The following is a 13,776-nucleotide window of genomic DNA, read 5'->3' on the forward strand; positions in this document are numbered from 1 at the left end:
AAAAATTCCTAGTTATGGTTATCTGGTTGGTTTATAGGGTCTTCGATGTGCTTGGTAAGGTAAATGCCTTGAGCCACAATAAACATTATTGTTAACCCAAGCATTCCAAACAATTTGAAATCTACCCAAGTATCTGTGTCGAAATTGTACATAACATACAGGTTTAAAAGCCCTTGTACTACAAAGAAAAGAGCCCAAATGCCATTTAGTTTTGTCCAAATTTTGTCAGAAAGTGTTAATCCACCGCTCATCATGCGTTTAACAAGAGGGGTGTTACCAATAAAGTGCGTGGAAATGCAAGCAAAGGCAAAAAGCCAATTGATCACTGTGGGTTTCCATTTAATGAAGGTTTCATTTTGTAGGTAGAGTGTTGCGCCACCAAAAAGAAGCATAAGGCAGAAAGTCATTATATGTGTTGAATCGACTCGTTTATTTTTAAGCCAAAATGAAGCAACCTGAAGGCCAGACGCAATAATTGCGACAACTGTTGCAGCGTATATGCCTTGCCATTTGTAGACAATAAAAAATAGTAATATTGGAAAAAAATCAGTCAGAAGTTTCATGGTATAGGAGGTGTATATTTAAACAGAAAAATCTACGCCTAATTGACTGTGGAGTTCATCGCGTAGAGTTTGGCTTTCTAGAGCCTGATGATCAAGGTATGACTGGATTGATTTTTGGTTTTTGTAGTCTAGGTTGTCAATATGAATATTGGCTTTTTGACTGTCATTTAGCGTTTCAATTTTTTGGATTATTTCAGCGCGTTCAATGTTTTTAGTTGTTAACGGGTTGTTTTTCTCCTGACTTGCTATGTGCTTTTCATTTAAATCTTCCTGTGTGCCAGTCGGTTTGTTGGCAGCCTTTTTAGGATTTGGTATTAGGCTAACACCGGTTAAATTTGCTTGAATGTTCATGAGGGATAATTGCTACAATATACTTAATTTAAGTTGCTGGCTTGGTAACGACTTGAATATCTTCAAATTAACAATTTAACACAATTATTGATATTTCACTATGAGCCCATTAGAACGCTATGAACTTGATCTGGCGCAAAAAAGTTTTATTAAAGATGATGCACAGAAAATCATTATTCAGTGTTTAAATGATTTGTATAAAGAGCTGCTCAATACACCCTCCCAGCTAACTGAAAAGAAAGGTTTTTTTTCTATATTTAAGGCCAAATCAGAACCTCTTTTATTGGCGCCCAAAGGGCTCTACTTATGGGGAGGTGTAGGGCAGGGCAAAACCTATCTTATGGATATCTTTTACGATTCTTTACCATTTAAAGAAAAGCAGCGAACACATTTTCATCGGTTTATGCAAAAAGTTCATAAACAACTCGGTGAGATAAAAAATGTTGAAGATCCACTACAAAAGGTGGCCGATGGAATATCACAACGTTGTAGGGTGTTGTGTTTTGATGAGTTTTTTGTTTCCGATATTACCGACGCAATGCTGTTAGGCCGCTTGTTTGAGGCTTTATTTAAGCGTGGTATCTGTTTAGTTGCAACGTCTAATATCGAGCCGGATGGTTTATATAAGGATGGACTACAACGGGCAAGGTTTTTACCCGCTATCGAGGCATTGAAGGCCAACTGTAAGGTTAGAAAATTAGACAGTGGAACAGATTACCGATTGCGAGAATTAGAACAGGCGGAAATCTATCATTCTCCCTTGGATGATCAAACAGACAAGGTATTAAATGAGTTGTTTGAACACTTAACCGTTGCAGATGTTGAACCTGAGTCAGCACTTGAAATAGAGGGGCGGATTATTGATGTAAAGCATTGCTCAGAAGGGGTTGTATGGTTTGATTATCAAGTCATTTGTGATATTCCACGTGGTTCAGCTGACTACATTGAAATTTCGCGCTGTTTTCACACTGTATTGATATCAGACGTTGTGGTAATGAATGATATGAGTAATGACCATGCGAACCGTTTTGTTAATTTAGTCGATGAGTTATATGCCCATAATGTTAAATTAATTATGTCAGCACAAGTGTCTGCTGAGAAGTTGTATCAAGGTAAAAAGCTGGCTTTTCAATTTGAACGTACAGTCAGTCGTTTGCTTGAAATGCAATCACATGAATATTTAGAAAGGCCCCACTTACCCTAAAAAGGAGAATAATGATGGATAAACAAACACAATTAGAAATTGAAGCCGCCACTTTTAGGCGTATTCTTAAACACTTTCAAACGAAGACAGATGTGCAAAATATTGATTTGATGAATTTGGCAGACTTTTGCCGAAATTGTTTTTCTAAATGGTATATGGCTGAAGCGAAAGAACGAGATGTTGATATTGATTATGAAGCGGCTAGAGAGGTTGTGTATGGCATGACGTTTGCCGAATGGAAAGAGAAATATCAATTACCAGCAACACCTGAACAATTAGCGGAATTTGAAGCCGGTGAGGCAAGACGTAAAGGAGGTTAGAGCTAACCTCCTTTCATGCTGCCCCGGTGTCACCTAGGTTAGTGTTTTTTTTGGTGACAAGACCGTTGATGACTAAGAGCCTATTGATATTAAAGGCTAGGTCATCGTCACTAATTCTTCCGCATTTGTTGGGTGAATGGCAACGGTATCGTCAAAGTCCTTTTTGGTTGCGCCCATTTTGATAGCAACAGCAAAACCTTGAAGAATTTCATCAGAGCTTTCACCGAACAGGTGACAACCGACCACTTTTTCTTCTTTTCCTGTGGTTACCAGTTTCATAGTGGTGGGCTGTTTATCAACTGATAGCGCCTGTGTCATAGGGTTAAAGGTGGAGGTGTAGGTTTTTACGTTATCGCCAAATTGCTCAATGGCTTGCTCTTGTGTGAGGCCAATTGTTCCGATCGGCGGGTGTGAAAAGATGACGCTAGGAATCAGGTTGTAATCTAATTTACGCTCGTGCTGGCCGTTAAATAATCGGTCGCAAAGGCGGCGTGCTGCTGCAATAGCGACGGGTGTTAAGGCAGCTCGCCCAGTCACATCGCCGACGGCAAAAATATGCTCTTGAGATGTTTTTTGCCACTCATCGGTGGTGATAAAGCCACGTTTATCAAGTTCAATACCTGCCTTTTCAATAGATAATGAATCGGTGTTTGGTTCACGTCCAATTGCCCAAATAACTTCATCGTATTCGCCGTCAACGACGCCAGTAGTGGTGTTGATGGTTAATTTTCCTTCGGGGCTTTTATCAATAGACGTTTGTGTGGTTTGAGTTTCAACTTGAATACCTTGGTGTTGCATGGCTTTCATTAACTCAGTACCTAACATACTATCGAATGATCGAAGAGCGTGGTCACCTCGTATAATAAGTGTTACTTGAGTGCCTAAGGCTTGGAAGACACCTGCGAGCTCAACGGCAATAAACCCTGCACCAATGATGGCCACTTTGCGGGGCTGTTTTTCAAGTTCAAAAAAACCATCCGATGTAATACCGTATTGCGCACCAGGAATATTGGGGATAGCCGGTTTACCCCCGGTGGCGATGAGGAAACGTTTAGCCGTATATTGTTTGTCACCAACCTGAATAGTGTGACTATCAATAAACGATGCGGTTCCTTCAATATGTTCGACGTTATTGTTATGTAAATTATTGCCATAAATTCCATTGAGGCGTTTGATGTAGGCGTCTCGATTTTGCTTTAGCAAGTGCCAGTTAAAGGAATTGAGTGAAGCGTCAAAACCATAATCGCTAGCCGAGTGAATAATGTCTGCTGTCGAGGCGGCAAACCACATTACCTTTTTAGGAACGCAGCCAACATTAACGCAGGTTCCACCGAGCCTAGCTTGCTCAACAACTGCACATTTAGCACCGTAAGAAGCTGCTCGATTCGCACCAGCGATACCACCGCTACCACCACCAATAGATATTAAATCAAAGTCATAGTTCATATAAATCAGCCAGTTATGTTTTGTAGTTAAAGTAAAATATTTTCTAGTATTTTAGAGTAGGTCAGTGATAATGTGTCTAAATCGTCAATACGGACGCATTCATTAACCTTATGGATTGTTTCGTTAATGGGGCCTAGCTCAATGAGCTGGGCACCACTTGGGGCAATAAAGCGACCATCAGATGTGCCGCCGCCAGTCGATAAAACAGGTGTACTGCCGGTTAGTTCATAAATGGCTTGTTCAACAGCGTTGGTTAATGTTCCTTTCTCGGTCAGAAATGGTAAACCCGATACCTGCCAACTAAGCTCATAATTATCTGAATTTTGGTCCACTATGTAAGTGATACGCCGTTTAATGTCTTCGGGTGTTAATTCGCTCGAGAAACGTAGATTGAACACTAAATTAAGTTGCCCAGGAACAACATTTTCAACACCGGTTCCAGCATTAATATTAGAGATTTGAAAGCTAGTTGGGGGGAAATATTCATTACCCTCATCCCATTTTTCTGCCGTTATTTTTGACAAAATAGGGGCTAGGGCATGGATAGGGTTATCGACTAATTCGGGGTAGGCAACATGGCCTTGTTTACCAAATAAGGTTAAATAACCATTGATCGAACCACGTCGACCAACGCGTACCATATCACCAAAATGTTTATGGCTCGACGGTTCACCAACGATACAAAAATCGATTTTTTCTTTGCGCTGGTTCAGTGTGTCAATGACTTTAACAGTACCGTCATGGGCGGGGCCTTCTTCATCGCTAGTGATTAAGAACGAAATAGAGCCGTTGTGAGTGCTATGTTCAGTAATAAAACGATCACAAGCAGTCATCATTGCCGCTAAACTGCCTTTCATGTCAGCGGCACCACGGGCATAGACCAAGCCATCCTTGATGGTAGGTTCAAAAGGTGGAGTGCTCCATTCTTCTAGTGGACCCGTGGGTACCACATCGGTATGACCTGCAAAACAAAATAACGGCGCTTCGCTGCCTTTTCTTGCCCACATATTGCGCGTTTCGCCGAAGTTCATCCACTCTATTTTGAAGCCACGTTCTTGCAGGTACTCTGCCATCAAGTCCATGCAGCCTGCATCGTTAGGCGTAAGTGATTGCTTTTTAAGTAAGGCAAGGGTGAGGTTTAATGTATCACTCATGTAGACAATAGTTGTTGGTATTGATCAGCGGAAAAGCCAAGTTCTAGGGTTTTGCCGGTATCTAAGATAGGACGTTTAATGATCGCGGGGTTTTCTAACATGATGCTAATGGCCTTTTCCCTATCGATTGATGATTTTACCTCATCATCAAGTTTGCGCCATGTTGTACCTCGTTTGTTAATCATCGCTTGCCAACCAAGGCGGCCTTCGAGAGCGCTTAAAAGAGCTTCGTTTAGGCCATCTTGCCGGTAATCGTGAAACGTAAACTCGATCCGATTATCAGTCAGCCATTTTTTGGCTTTTTTAATGGTGTCGCAGTTTTTAATACCATACATAACGATGGGCATATTAATCCCTTAATAAATCGTTTAAACCAGTTTTACTGCGAGTTTTTTCATCCACCGTTTTGATAATAATGGCCGCATATAAGCTATGTGTACCGTCTTTTGATGGTAAATTGCCCGGTACAACCACAGAGTAAGGAGGAATACGTCCATACATAATTTCGCCTGTTTCACGGTTGTAAATTTTTGTACTTTGGCCGATGTAAACACCCATTGAAATCACGGAACCTTCGCCAACAATAACGCCTTCAACAATCTCAGAGCGTGCGCCAATGAAGCAATTATCTTCAATGATGGTAGGGCCTGCTTGTAATGGTTCTAGAACACCACCAATACCAACACCGCCCGATAAATGAACATTTTTACCGATTTGTGCACATGAGCCAACTGTTGCCCAACCATCAACCATGGAACCGCTATCTACATAGGCGCCAATATTAACGAAAGAGGGCATGAGGACAACATTAGGTGCAATGTATGAACCTGCACGAACCACTGAACCTGGTACAGCACGCATACCGCCATTTTTAAAATCTTCTTCAGTGTAGTTAGCAAATTTAGTCTCTACTTTATCGTAGAAGCGGTTTTCATCACGGTCCATGACGCGGTTGTCGTTGATCTTGAACGATAATAAAACAGCTTTTTTTAACCACTGATTGACCACCCAGTCGCCGTCTTTTTTTTCTGCAACACGACCTTCGCCACTGTCTAGCATAGCAAGTGCTTGTTCAACGGCACTGCGAATTTCTGAGGAGACTGATTTTGAATCAAAGTCAGCGCGGTTTTCAAAAGCTTCATTGATAATGTTTTCAAGGTTTTGCATGTGTTAATCCTATAATTTAATGATAGTTTAAAGAGTTTGTATGAATTGTTTAATTCGGTGTGCGGCGTCTAAACATTCGCCCACTGGTGCTACCAGCGCCATACGAATATGATTTAAACCAGGGTTGCCGTCGTTTGTATTGCGGGCTAGAAACTGCCCAGGTAACACGGTGATATGTTGTTTTTCGAACAGTTGCTGTGCAAAGTCGATATCAGAAATAGGTGTTTTTGCCCATAAATAAAAGCCCGCGTCGGGTGCTTTTACATCCAAGCTATCGTCAATTATAGACAGCACATCTTTGAATTTTTGAGCATAAAGAAAGCGGTTTTCATTAACATGTTCTTCGTGTCCCCAAGCGGCAATACTGGCATGTTGGGTCAGCGTTGGCATGGTGCAGCCGTGATAAGTACGGTAATTAAAATAGCTTTTTAGAACCTTAGCATCGCCAGCAATAAACCCTGATCGCAAACCCGGCGCGTTTGAGCGCTTGGACAGGCTATGGAAAACAACACAACGTGAAAAATCTGTGTTGCCCATGTTCTGGCTGACCTCTAATAAACCTAATGGTTTATTGTGTTCAGTGGTGTATATCTCTGAATAACATTCATCCGCCGCAATGATGAAGTCATAACGGTGTGCTAGTTCAATAAGTTGTCTTAGTTGTGCCTCGGTATGGTTTGCACCACTGGGGTTGCCAGGGTTACATAGATAAAGTAGTTGGCAGTTTTTCCATGTTTTTGTGCTTACTTTGTCGTAATCGGGCAGGTAATTGTTTTCTTGATCACAATTGATGAAGAATGGTTTTGCACCGGCTAATAAAGTTGCCCCTTCGTATATTTGATAAAAGGGGTTTGGCATGGCAACGATGGCCTTATCACTTCGTTGGACAACGCATTGTGCGAATGAGAAGAGGGCTTCTCGTGTGCCACTAACCGGTAAAATATGTGTGTTTGGGTCAAGCGCGTTAGGGTTTATATCAAAACGTTGAGAAAGCCATGCGGCAATGCTTTGACGTAATTCGTCTAGCCCTTTTGTGGTTGGGTATTGGCCAAGGGTATGTAAGTGTTTTAGCAACGCATCGGTAATTATTTGAGGCGTAGGGTGCTTGGGTTCGCCGACAGATAAAGCGATATGCTCTAACTGATTGGGTGGTGTAATACCGTGCTTGAGTTTAGCGAGTTTCTCAAATGGGTACGGTTGAAGAGAAGCTAAATCTGGGTTCATAACGAAAGGATATTTTTTGTAGCGTGGTAGTATAGGTGATTAGCGTTTAGGATAAAACGCTCCAAGCTAACAATAATAGCAAATCTGATGGCTGATACAGTACTGCAAATTTTTGCGAAGGCACCTATAGACGGTTTTGTAAAAACGCGCTTGATACCCGAACTAGGTGTGAAGGCAGCAACTGATGTATATATAACGTTATTAAGCAGTGTTGTTGAGTTAGCTGCTAGCAGTAATTACAGCGTCCAACTATGGTGTGCGCCTGATTTACAACATGACTTTTTTCAGCAGGTTGCTAAGAAATATAAATTTGCCCTACGCAAACAACGCGGCGCTAACCTGGGTGATAAGATGAAGTATGCTCTTGAGCAAGGGCTTCACGAGGCAAATAGGGTTGTGTTGATTGGTGCCGATTGCCCAGTTTTTACTCTCAATTATTTAATGGAAGCCTTTCAGTTGCTGACAGACTCGAAGGTGGTTTTGGGGCCGGCAGAAGATGGTGGTTTTGTATTAATTGGTTGCACCAAGGTGCGCGACAATATGTTTAGTCAGGTTGATTGGGGTGAAGCAACGGTACTAAGCCAGACCTTGAAGGCATTGACAGGTGCAAAACTGACATATAGCTTGTTGCCGATGCTTTGGGATGTTGATACGTTAAGCGATTTAAAGCGATGGCAGGCTAGTTAATAGGGCTGTTGAAGGTCTTCTATGAAGGCTGTGGTGTGGCCTCGTAATTCATTGGCTGAAAAACTTCGTTGTACAATTTTACTTTTTAATGTCGCCAGTTTTTGTTTAATACCGTCTAGATTTTCTTTTTCAATCTCTCGTAAAACAACAAATGATTCCAACTCGCTGCAAATTGATAATCGTTTCATCAAAAAGTTTTGAGGTAACGAGTGTGCGGTAGAGTTGAGTTAGCGTTTCACGGTTTTGGAGTGGTGTTTGAAGAGGTTGTAATAACGCTCCGTGTTCATCAAGATAGCTTAGGTATTCAATGTTGGTTCCATTGTTTTCACTCATCTAAAATGTATCCCTACAATGATGTAGATAAAAGGTTAGTCTATATTTAATGATAAAAGTTCAGTCCTTATGAGCATCAGGCACCCAGAATAATAACTGTTTTTTATAGCCAGCCAGTTATAATATCTAGCCAATAAAAAGTTTATCGTTATTAATAATGAATGCTGTCAATTCTGCATCGCACATCGTACAGATTAAAAAAATCTCCAAGTTTTATAATAATAAACAGGTGGTTAATGAGCTAGATTTAAATATTGAAGCGGGTTGTTTTTGTGGAATATTGGGTCCAAATGGCGCAGGTAAAACGACGACGTTAAGGATGTTGGTTGGTCACTGTCCGATAGATACCGGAGAACTGTCAATTTTAGGGTTGCCGATGCCTGCAAACGCATCGCTTATCAGGGAATCTGTCGGTGTTGTACCTCAAATGGATAATTTGGACCCTGATTTTACCGTTGAAGAAAATTTATACGTTTATGGGCGTTTTTTTGGTATCGACGAAAAAACATTAAAAGAACGAACAAAAGAGCTTCTTGCATTTGCATCGTTAGAAGATAAAGCGGCCTGTAAAATATCAGCGTTATCTGGAGGCATGAGACGACGTCTGTCATTGGCAAGGGCTTTGATTAATAAGCCTAAATTATTGATTCTGGATGAACCAACGACTGGGCTAGACCCACAAGCACGCCAAGCTATTTGGCAAAAGCTTCGCGAGTTAAAAAAACAGGGGCTTACTCTAATTTTAACGACGCACTATATGGAAGAGGCGGAGCGCTTATGTGATCGGGTTATTGTGATGGACTACGGCGAGGTGATGGCCGATTCGCCACCTAAGGAGTTAATTAAGGATGAAATTGAATCACATGTTCTTGAAGTTCATGCAGCTTCGGACGATTTAATATCGGTGCTAAAGCAGGATAAAACGCTCGCTCGGTTTGAGAAATCAGGGGATATTTGCTTTTTTTATGGCGAGAAAATGAACCATGCTTTGGCTGTGTTAGAGCAAGGGACGCATGATGATTATCTGTTTCGTCCCGCGAATTTAGAAGATGTTTTTATCAAGTTAACTGGGCGAGATTTGCGTGAATAAACTAGCTAAACTGAAACTATTTTTATCCAGAAGTCGGTCAATTTGGTCGCGAAATATTCGCGTTTGGGGGAAGCTTGCTGGGCCTTCATTGCTGGGTAACTTTGGTGAGCCTTTGTTATATTTAATCGTATTGGGTTATGGCTTGGGCCGATTTGTGGGCGAGGTTGAGGGAATGCCCTATATGGCTTTTTTGGCCTCAGGGGTTGTCTGCACCAGCGCGTTGAATTCGGCAAGTTTTGAAGGCATGTATTCCGCCTATACTCGAATGGAAGTGCAGCAAACATGGTTAGGCATGCTGACGACACCGGTGAATGTTGGTGAGGTGGTTTTTGGTGAAATACTCTGGGGGGCGACTAAAAGTTTTATCAGTGTCAGTGCTATATTAATTGTCGCTGCCTTCTTGGGGTTGGTGGAAAATGGCTGGGCGTTATTAGTGTTGCCCGTTGCTTTTCTAACGGGGCTGTGTTTTTCATCATTGGCGTTGTTAATGACATCAAGCGCCAAAAGTTATGATTTTTTTCTTTATTACACGACGCTATTTATTACCCCAATGGTTTTAGTTAGTGGCGTCTTTTTCCCTATAGATACCTTGCCGCAAATAGTTCAGTGGATTGCTACCGTGTTACCTTTGTATCACGCTATTTCCTTGGTGCGCCCGTTAATGACAGGTGGAGAAGTGTCATTGGTGCTGCTGCATGTATTGGTCTTGTTGATATTTAGTATAACGGCGGGTAGTTTAGCCGCCTATAGGGTAAAGAAAAGGCTCATTAAATGAGCCTTTGTGATCGAAGGTAAGAATTAATCGTTATAATTATGCGGCTATAACAACCTTATTTCGGCCTGCTTCTTTTGCTTGGTACAGTGCTTTATCGGCGCGATCAATTAACAGTTCAACACTATCGGTTGCTTTAACTGTTGCGATACCTGCGGAGATTGTTACCTCTCCAATGGCTTCACCGCTTTCTTTTCGTTGCAGCTTACTGTTGCTCATTGCAATACGTATTTTTTCCGTCAGCTGCTTCGCGTTGTCAATATCTAGGCCGGTTAAAATAACTGCAAATTCTTCACCACCATACCTAGCAATATGGTGCTCTGAGCCAACAATCTGGGTTAAAAGTGCGGAAACGTAACGAATAACTCGATCGCCGACAAGGTGGCCAAAATTATCGTTTACACGCTTAAAGTGATCAATATCAAGTAGAACCAGGGTTGCACTTAAATTGGTTTCACTATGAACAACGTTATCTATCGCTTTATCAAACGCGCCTCTGTTTTTAAGGCCTGTTAACGCATCTTTTTCAGCGCTTGCTTTTACTGCCTCTAATTCGGCTTTCATTTTAAGAATTTCAGCATTTGTTTCTTGCATCCTTGCTTGGGTGGCCTGATTGTTCTTAACCATCTCTCGTGTATCCTGCATGACTTGTTTGAGCACAAGTGCAGCGGCCTGTGGGTCGGTTGTATAGGATAAAGTTTCAGCATGTTTGTTAATTGCGCTGTCAAACTCTCCGGCACCACTGCTGACCTGTTGGACTTCTTCAGATGCTGAAGACATGACTTTTTCTAAGGAGTGCTGTATTTTTTCTTGTTGTTCTAGGGTTGCTCCACCATTGATGTATTTTTCATAAAGTTCCAGCATGATAGCTAATGTAAAAGGTTTTTTTTCACTAATAATGCTATCGATGACGTCATTAAGGGTCTGGGAATTACCAGATAAATAACTGTAAAAAATAGAGTAGTTGATGGGGGTGGGAGGTAAGTTATGTTGTGACAACATTGGGATTGCTTGCCTTAAATATTCGGCGGCTTGTTTGGGTTCGTCTTGCTGTAACATTTAATTCCTCTGTTTGACGGTTTGTATTTATATTAGTACAAAATTTGAAGCCAGTTGTAAACAGCTGGAGTTTGGTGAGTTTATCTGCTTTATTTAGTCATTATATGATGAAATTTGTGAGGGAGGTCTCATTTTATTTGCCTGTGTAGTAACTGTCAGTAAAGGTTTATTCGACGCAGTTGGGTAAGAAGCTGTGTTATAAAGAGATTTTGAATCTTCTTGGCTTTTGAGAAAATGTATGGGTTGTGTTAATCATTTTATTTTGCTTATTTTGTTGCTGGTTGCTATACCAGTAATACAGGCCGACCTGTACAAAAAAGTCGATAAAAACGGCCATGTTTATTTTACAGATAACCCCGTCGGGGGCGGTTTTAAGCTTATTATGCGGACGCCTAAAAAAGGCACGATTGAGTATAAAAACTTTCAGCGTAATCGTCGTCAATTGACACCACTGATTAAGCAGCAAGCTAGGCAATATAAGGTCGACCCTGCGTTGGTGATGGCTATTATTCATGCTGAATCAGCTTATGATAGAAAGGCTGTCTCAAGAGCTGGAGCCGTAGGCTTGATGCAATTAATGCCTGGAACGGCAAAACGATATGGAGTCAGTAACCGTACTGATGCAGCGCAAAACATTCGTGGCGGTGTTCAGTATTTAAGGTATTTATTAGAACTGTTTAAATTTAATATTAAACTAACCCTAGCTGCTTATAATGCAGGTGAATCAGCTGTTTTGAAATATGGAAATAAGGTGCCACCTTATCCGGAAACAGAACAGTATGTAAAAAAAGTAGTGACTTATTACCAAGATTATTTAAATGGCCATAAGGTGCTTTAACTATTAAGACTTTCTAAAGGAGAAATATGCGTTTATTACATACCATGCTTCGTGTCGCAGATTTAGACCGTTCTATTGAATTTTATACAGAGGTGTTAGGGATGACGCTATTGAGGCGCAAGGAGTTTCCTGAGGGCCGTTTTACCTTAGCGTTTGTCGGGTATCAGCCTGAAAGTGCCGGTACAGTTATAGAGCTAACGCATAACTGGGATAAAGGTGCCTATGACCTAGGGGATGCGTTTGGGCATATTGCCATACAAGTTGCTGATGTCTATGAAGCATGTGAGCTAATTCGTCAAAAAGGCGGGGTGGTAACACGCGAAGCAGGGCCGATGAAGGGAACAGACAGTATTTTAGCGTTTGTTAAAGACCCTGATGGCTATTCGATAGAGTTGCTGGCCTGACTATTAAAGTATTTTAACGCCCATTGTTGTTAACATATTAGTCAGCTTGATTAAAGGCAGCCCGATAAGTGCATTGGGGTCCTCACCTTCAATGCGATCAAATAAAGCGATGCCTAGGCCTTCTGATTTAAAAGCAGCCGCGCAGCCATATGGTTTGTCTCTGAGTACATAGTTTTCTATTTCCCCAAGAGATAGGGTTTTCATATGCACTCTACAGATGTCTGTTTCGGTGATGCTCTCGTGAGTTTTAGAGTTTAGAAGCGTTAAGCTGGTATAAAAGACAATGGTTTTCCCTGATGAGCGTGTTAGCTGTTGTACGGCCTTGTTAAATTCGCCGGGCTTAGTAAGTTGCTGATCCCCAAGCATGGCGACTTGGTCAGAGCCAATAATGAGGTGGTTAGGAAAGTCTGGCGTCAACGCGGTCGCTTTTTCAAACGCGAGACGCTTTGAAAGTTCAATAGGGCTTTCGTTGGCTTTAAACGATTCATCAATATTCGGTGAGGCGGTTTCAAAGTTAGGATAAATTTTTTTTAGCAGCGTTTTACGAAAAGGTGAGCTAGAAGCTAATACTAATGTCGGATGATTTTTCATATAATATAGTTAATTTGAATTAAGATCATTTTACCTAATATGACCAAGACATTGCAGATAGAAGTTGACCCATCGTTGTGCGCCAGTCAAGAACGAAACATTACAGGCGAACTGCCTTACGATGAATTACAGCAAATACAGGCTGATATTGATCCGTCTAGTTCTTCAATAAGGGCAGATTTAACATTTTCAAAAGTCGGAAAATTTGTTGTTTTAACAGGTCGGATTTCAGCAGATCTCGTGTTACAATGCGCCGCTTGTTTAGAATTGACTGATTTTCCGGTCAATATAGATGTGAAATTGGCGATTATTAATGATGAGGCTAGAGCATCATTAATACCAGATGATTATGAGCCTTACTTGTATGAAGGTGAGCGCTTGCTGATCAGCGATGTCGTTGAGGCAGAAGTGGTGTTAGTGCTTCCATCCATAGCAAGGCACGAAGTGTGTCCGGTTGAGTTGCCTAAAAGTAGCGCAAGCAAAGATTATGGGCTTGAAACGGAAAAAAAGAAGAATCCGTTTGAGGTTTTAGAAAAGTTAAAGTTGAATTAGACAGAAGATTTAGCGTCTACT

18 protein-coding genes are annotated in these 13,776 nt (G+C 41.3%); 8 read left to right on the plus strand and 10 right to left on the minus strand.

Translation table 11 applies throughout. The features are described 5' to 3' along the window. Positions 1–8: 8 nt before the first annotated feature. Positions 9–563, minus strand: a complete 555-nt coding sequence (locus CYCME_RS05280; RefSeq protein WP_015006198.1) for a septation protein A — start codon at positions 561–563, stop codon at positions 9–11. A gap of 18 nt (positions 564–581) precedes the next feature. Then, on the minus strand, positions 582–914 hold the full coding sequence (locus CYCME_RS05285; protein WP_016390089.1) for a hypothetical protein: 333 nt from the start codon (positions 912–914) through the stop codon (positions 582–584). A gap of 100 nt (positions 915–1,014) precedes the next feature. Here CYCME_RS05285 and zapE point away from each other — a divergent pair, with 100 nt between their 5' ends. Further along, positions 1,015–2,118 (plus strand): cell division protein ZapE, encoded by a 1,104-nt coding sequence (gene zapE / locus CYCME_RS05290; RefSeq protein ID WP_020932341.1) that lies wholly within the window; start codon positions 1,015–1,017, stop codon positions 2,116–2,118. Positions 2,119–2,129: 11 nt separating this feature from the next. After that, complete coding sequence (locus tag CYCME_RS05295) at positions 2,130–2,438, plus strand: DUF1244 domain-containing protein (protein ID WP_015006195.1); 309 nt, start codon at positions 2,130–2,132, stop codon at positions 2,436–2,438. Positions 2,439–2,534: 96 nt separating this feature from the next. Here the strand turns inward: CYCME_RS05295 and gorA are convergent, their stop codons facing one another. From gorA to dapC, 5 genes are read right to left on the minus strand one after another with little or no spacing between them, the layout of a single operon-like run. Further along, entirely contained in the window at positions 2,535–3,884 is a 1,350-nt protein-coding gene (gene gorA / locus CYCME_RS05300; RefSeq protein WP_020932342.1) for a glutathione-disulfide reductase, read from the minus strand. Positions 3,885–3,910: 26 nt separating this feature from the next. Further along, positions 3,911–5,038 carry a succinyl-diaminopimelate desuccinylase gene (gene dapE / locus CYCME_RS05305; protein WP_020932343.1) on the minus strand — a complete coding sequence of 376 codons (1,128 nt, stop codon included), beginning with the start codon at positions 5,036–5,038 and terminating at the stop codon, positions 3,911–3,913. Continuing rightward, the gene (locus tag CYCME_RS05310) at positions 5,035–5,385 is read right to left on the minus strand and encodes an ArsC family reductase (protein WP_020932344.1); all 351 of its coding nucleotides are present in this window, start codon (positions 5,383–5,385) and stop codon (positions 5,035–5,037) included. Before CYCME_RS05310 ends, dapE begins: the two co-directional genes overlap by 4 nt. A 1-nt stretch (position 5,386) precedes the next feature. Beyond that, complete coding sequence (gene dapD / locus CYCME_RS05315) at positions 5,387–6,205, minus strand: 2,3,4,5-tetrahydropyridine-2,6-dicarboxylate N-succinyltransferase (protein WP_016390095.1); 819 nt, start codon at positions 6,203–6,205, stop codon at positions 5,387–5,389. A gap of 27 nt (positions 6,206–6,232) precedes the next feature. Then, positions 6,233–7,429: a succinyldiaminopimelate transaminase gene (gene dapC / locus CYCME_RS05320; RefSeq protein WP_020932345.1), complete on the minus strand. Its 1,197-nt coding sequence runs from the start codon at positions 7,427–7,429 to the stop codon at positions 6,233–6,235. Between the two features lie 87 nt (positions 7,430–7,516). On the opposite strand from dapC, the gene CYCME_RS05325 reads away from it, so the two are divergent. Continuing rightward, a complete protein-coding gene (locus CYCME_RS05325) occupies positions 7,517–8,116 on the plus strand; it encodes a TIGR04282 family arsenosugar biosynthesis glycosyltransferase (RefSeq protein WP_020932346.1) in 600 nt (199 codons plus the stop codon). Here CYCME_RS05325 and CYCME_RS13075 read toward each other — a convergent pair. Continuing rightward, positions 8,113–8,304, minus strand: a complete 192-nt coding sequence (locus CYCME_RS13075) for a hypothetical protein (RefSeq protein WP_041932907.1) — start codon at positions 8,302–8,304, stop codon at positions 8,113–8,115. The two genes, CYCME_RS05325 and CYCME_RS13075, sit on opposite strands and share 4 nt — an antisense overlap. Positions 8,305–8,606: 302 nt before the next feature. On the opposite strand from CYCME_RS13075, the gene CYCME_RS05335 reads away from it, so the two are divergent. Both CYCME_RS05335 and CYCME_RS05340 read left to right on the plus strand, forming a co-directional pair. After that, on the plus strand, positions 8,607–9,539 hold the full coding sequence (locus CYCME_RS05335; RefSeq protein ID WP_015006187.1) for an ATP-binding cassette domain-containing protein: 933 nt from the start codon (positions 8,607–8,609) through the stop codon (positions 9,537–9,539). Further along, positions 9,532–10,314 (plus strand): ABC transporter permease, encoded by a 783-nt coding sequence (locus CYCME_RS05340; protein ID WP_020932349.1) that lies wholly within the window; start codon positions 9,532–9,534, stop codon positions 10,312–10,314. The genes CYCME_RS05335 and CYCME_RS05340 overlap by 8 nt, the downstream gene beginning before the upstream one ends. Before the next feature lie 36 nt (positions 10,315–10,350). On the opposite strand, the gene CYCME_RS05345 is transcribed toward CYCME_RS05340, so the two are convergent. Next, positions 10,351–11,370, minus strand: a complete 1,020-nt coding sequence (locus tag CYCME_RS05345; RefSeq protein WP_015006185.1) for a GGDEF domain-containing protein — start codon at positions 11,368–11,370, stop codon at positions 10,351–10,353. Between the two features lie 238 nt (positions 11,371–11,608). On the opposite strand from CYCME_RS05345, the gene CYCME_RS05350 reads away from it, so the two are divergent. Then, on the plus strand, positions 11,609–12,208 hold the full coding sequence (locus tag CYCME_RS05350) for a transglycosylase SLT domain-containing protein (RefSeq protein ID WP_015006184.1): 600 nt from the start codon (positions 11,609–11,611) through the stop codon (positions 12,206–12,208). Between the two features lie 26 nt (positions 12,209–12,234). Next, positions 12,235–12,612, plus strand: a complete 378-nt coding sequence (gene gloA / locus CYCME_RS05355) for a lactoylglutathione lyase (RefSeq protein ID WP_015006183.1) — start codon at positions 12,235–12,237, stop codon at positions 12,610–12,612. 3 nt (positions 12,613–12,615) lie between these two features. On the opposite strand, the gene CYCME_RS05360 is transcribed toward gloA, so the two are convergent. After that, positions 12,616–13,203, minus strand: coding sequence for a Maf family protein (locus CYCME_RS05360; RefSeq protein ID WP_015006182.1), 588 nt, complete (start codon positions 13,201–13,203; stop codon positions 12,616–12,618). Positions 13,204–13,242: 39 nt separating this feature from the next. Here CYCME_RS05360 and CYCME_RS05365 point away from each other — a divergent pair, with 39 nt between their 5' ends. Further along, positions 13,243–13,755 carry a YceD family protein gene (locus tag CYCME_RS05365; protein ID WP_015006181.1) on the plus strand — a complete coding sequence of 171 codons (513 nt, stop codon included), beginning with the start codon at positions 13,243–13,245 and terminating at the stop codon, positions 13,753–13,755. Positions 13,756–13,776: the final 21 nt, after the last annotated feature.

The organism is Cycloclasticus zancles 78-ME (assembly GCF_000442595.1).
GTDB classification, from domain to species: Bacteria; Pseudomonadota; Gammaproteobacteria; order Methylococcales; family Cycloclasticaceae; genus Cycloclasticus; species Cycloclasticus pugetii.

What these genes read in the sequence shown, in the direction of transcription:
- CYCME_RS05335 (WP_015006187.1), top strand. Translation starts at nt 8,607, where the DNA reads ATGAATGCTGTCAATTCTGCATCGCACATCGTACAGATTAAAAAAATC.
- CYCME_RS05360 (WP_015006182.1), bottom strand. Translation starts at nt 13,203, where the DNA reads ATGAAAAATCATCCGACATTAGTATTAGCTTCTAGCTCACCTTTTCGT.
- dapE (WP_020932343.1), bottom strand. Translation starts at nt 5,038, where the DNA reads ATGAGTGATACATTAAACCTCACCCTTGCCTTACTTAAAAAGCAATCA.
- zapE (WP_020932341.1), top strand. Translation starts at nt 1,015, where the DNA reads ATGAGCCCATTAGAACGCTATGAACTTGATCTGGCGCAAAAAAGTTTT.
- CYCME_RS05285 (WP_016390089.1), bottom strand. Translation starts at nt 914, where the DNA reads ATGAACATTCAAGCAAATTTAACCGGTGTTAGCCTAATACCAAATCCT.
- CYCME_RS05345 (WP_015006185.1), bottom strand. Translation starts at nt 11,370, where the DNA reads ATGTTACAGCAAGACGAACCCAAACAAGCCGCCGAATATTTAAGGCAA.
- CYCME_RS05365 (WP_015006181.1), top strand. Translation starts at nt 13,243, where the DNA reads ATGACCAAGACATTGCAGATAGAAGTTGACCCATCGTTGTGCGCCAGT.
- CYCME_RS13075 (WP_041932907.1), bottom strand. Translation starts at nt 8,304, where the DNA reads ATGAAACGATTATCAATTTGCAGCGAGTTGGAATCATTTGTTGTTTTA.
- dapC (WP_020932345.1), bottom strand. Translation starts at nt 7,429, where the DNA reads ATGAACCCAGATTTAGCTTCTCTTCAACCGTACCCATTTGAGAAACTC.
- CYCME_RS05350 (WP_015006184.1), top strand. Translation starts at nt 11,609, where the DNA reads ATGGGTTGTGTTAATCATTTTATTTTGCTTATTTTGTTGCTGGTTGCT.
- dapD (WP_016390095.1), bottom strand. Translation starts at nt 6,205, where the DNA reads ATGCAAAACCTTGAAAACATTATCAATGAAGCTTTTGAAAACCGCGCT.
- CYCME_RS05325 (WP_020932346.1), top strand. Translation starts at nt 7,517, where the DNA reads ATGGCTGATACAGTACTGCAAATTTTTGCGAAGGCACCTATAGACGGT.
- gloA (WP_015006183.1), top strand. Translation starts at nt 12,235, where the DNA reads ATGCGTTTATTACATACCATGCTTCGTGTCGCAGATTTAGACCGTTCT.
- CYCME_RS05310 (WP_020932344.1), bottom strand. Translation starts at nt 5,385, where the DNA reads ATGCCCATCGTTATGTATGGTATTAAAAACTGCGACACCATTAAAAAA.
- CYCME_RS05280 (WP_015006198.1), bottom strand. Translation starts at nt 563, where the DNA reads ATGAAACTTCTGACTGATTTTTTTCCAATATTACTATTTTTTATTGTC.
- CYCME_RS05295 (WP_015006195.1), top strand. Translation starts at nt 2,130, where the DNA reads ATGATGGATAAACAAACACAATTAGAAATTGAAGCCGCCACTTTTAGG.
- gorA (WP_020932342.1), bottom strand. Translation starts at nt 3,884, where the DNA reads ATGAACTATGACTTTGATTTAATATCTATTGGTGGTGGTAGCGGTGGT.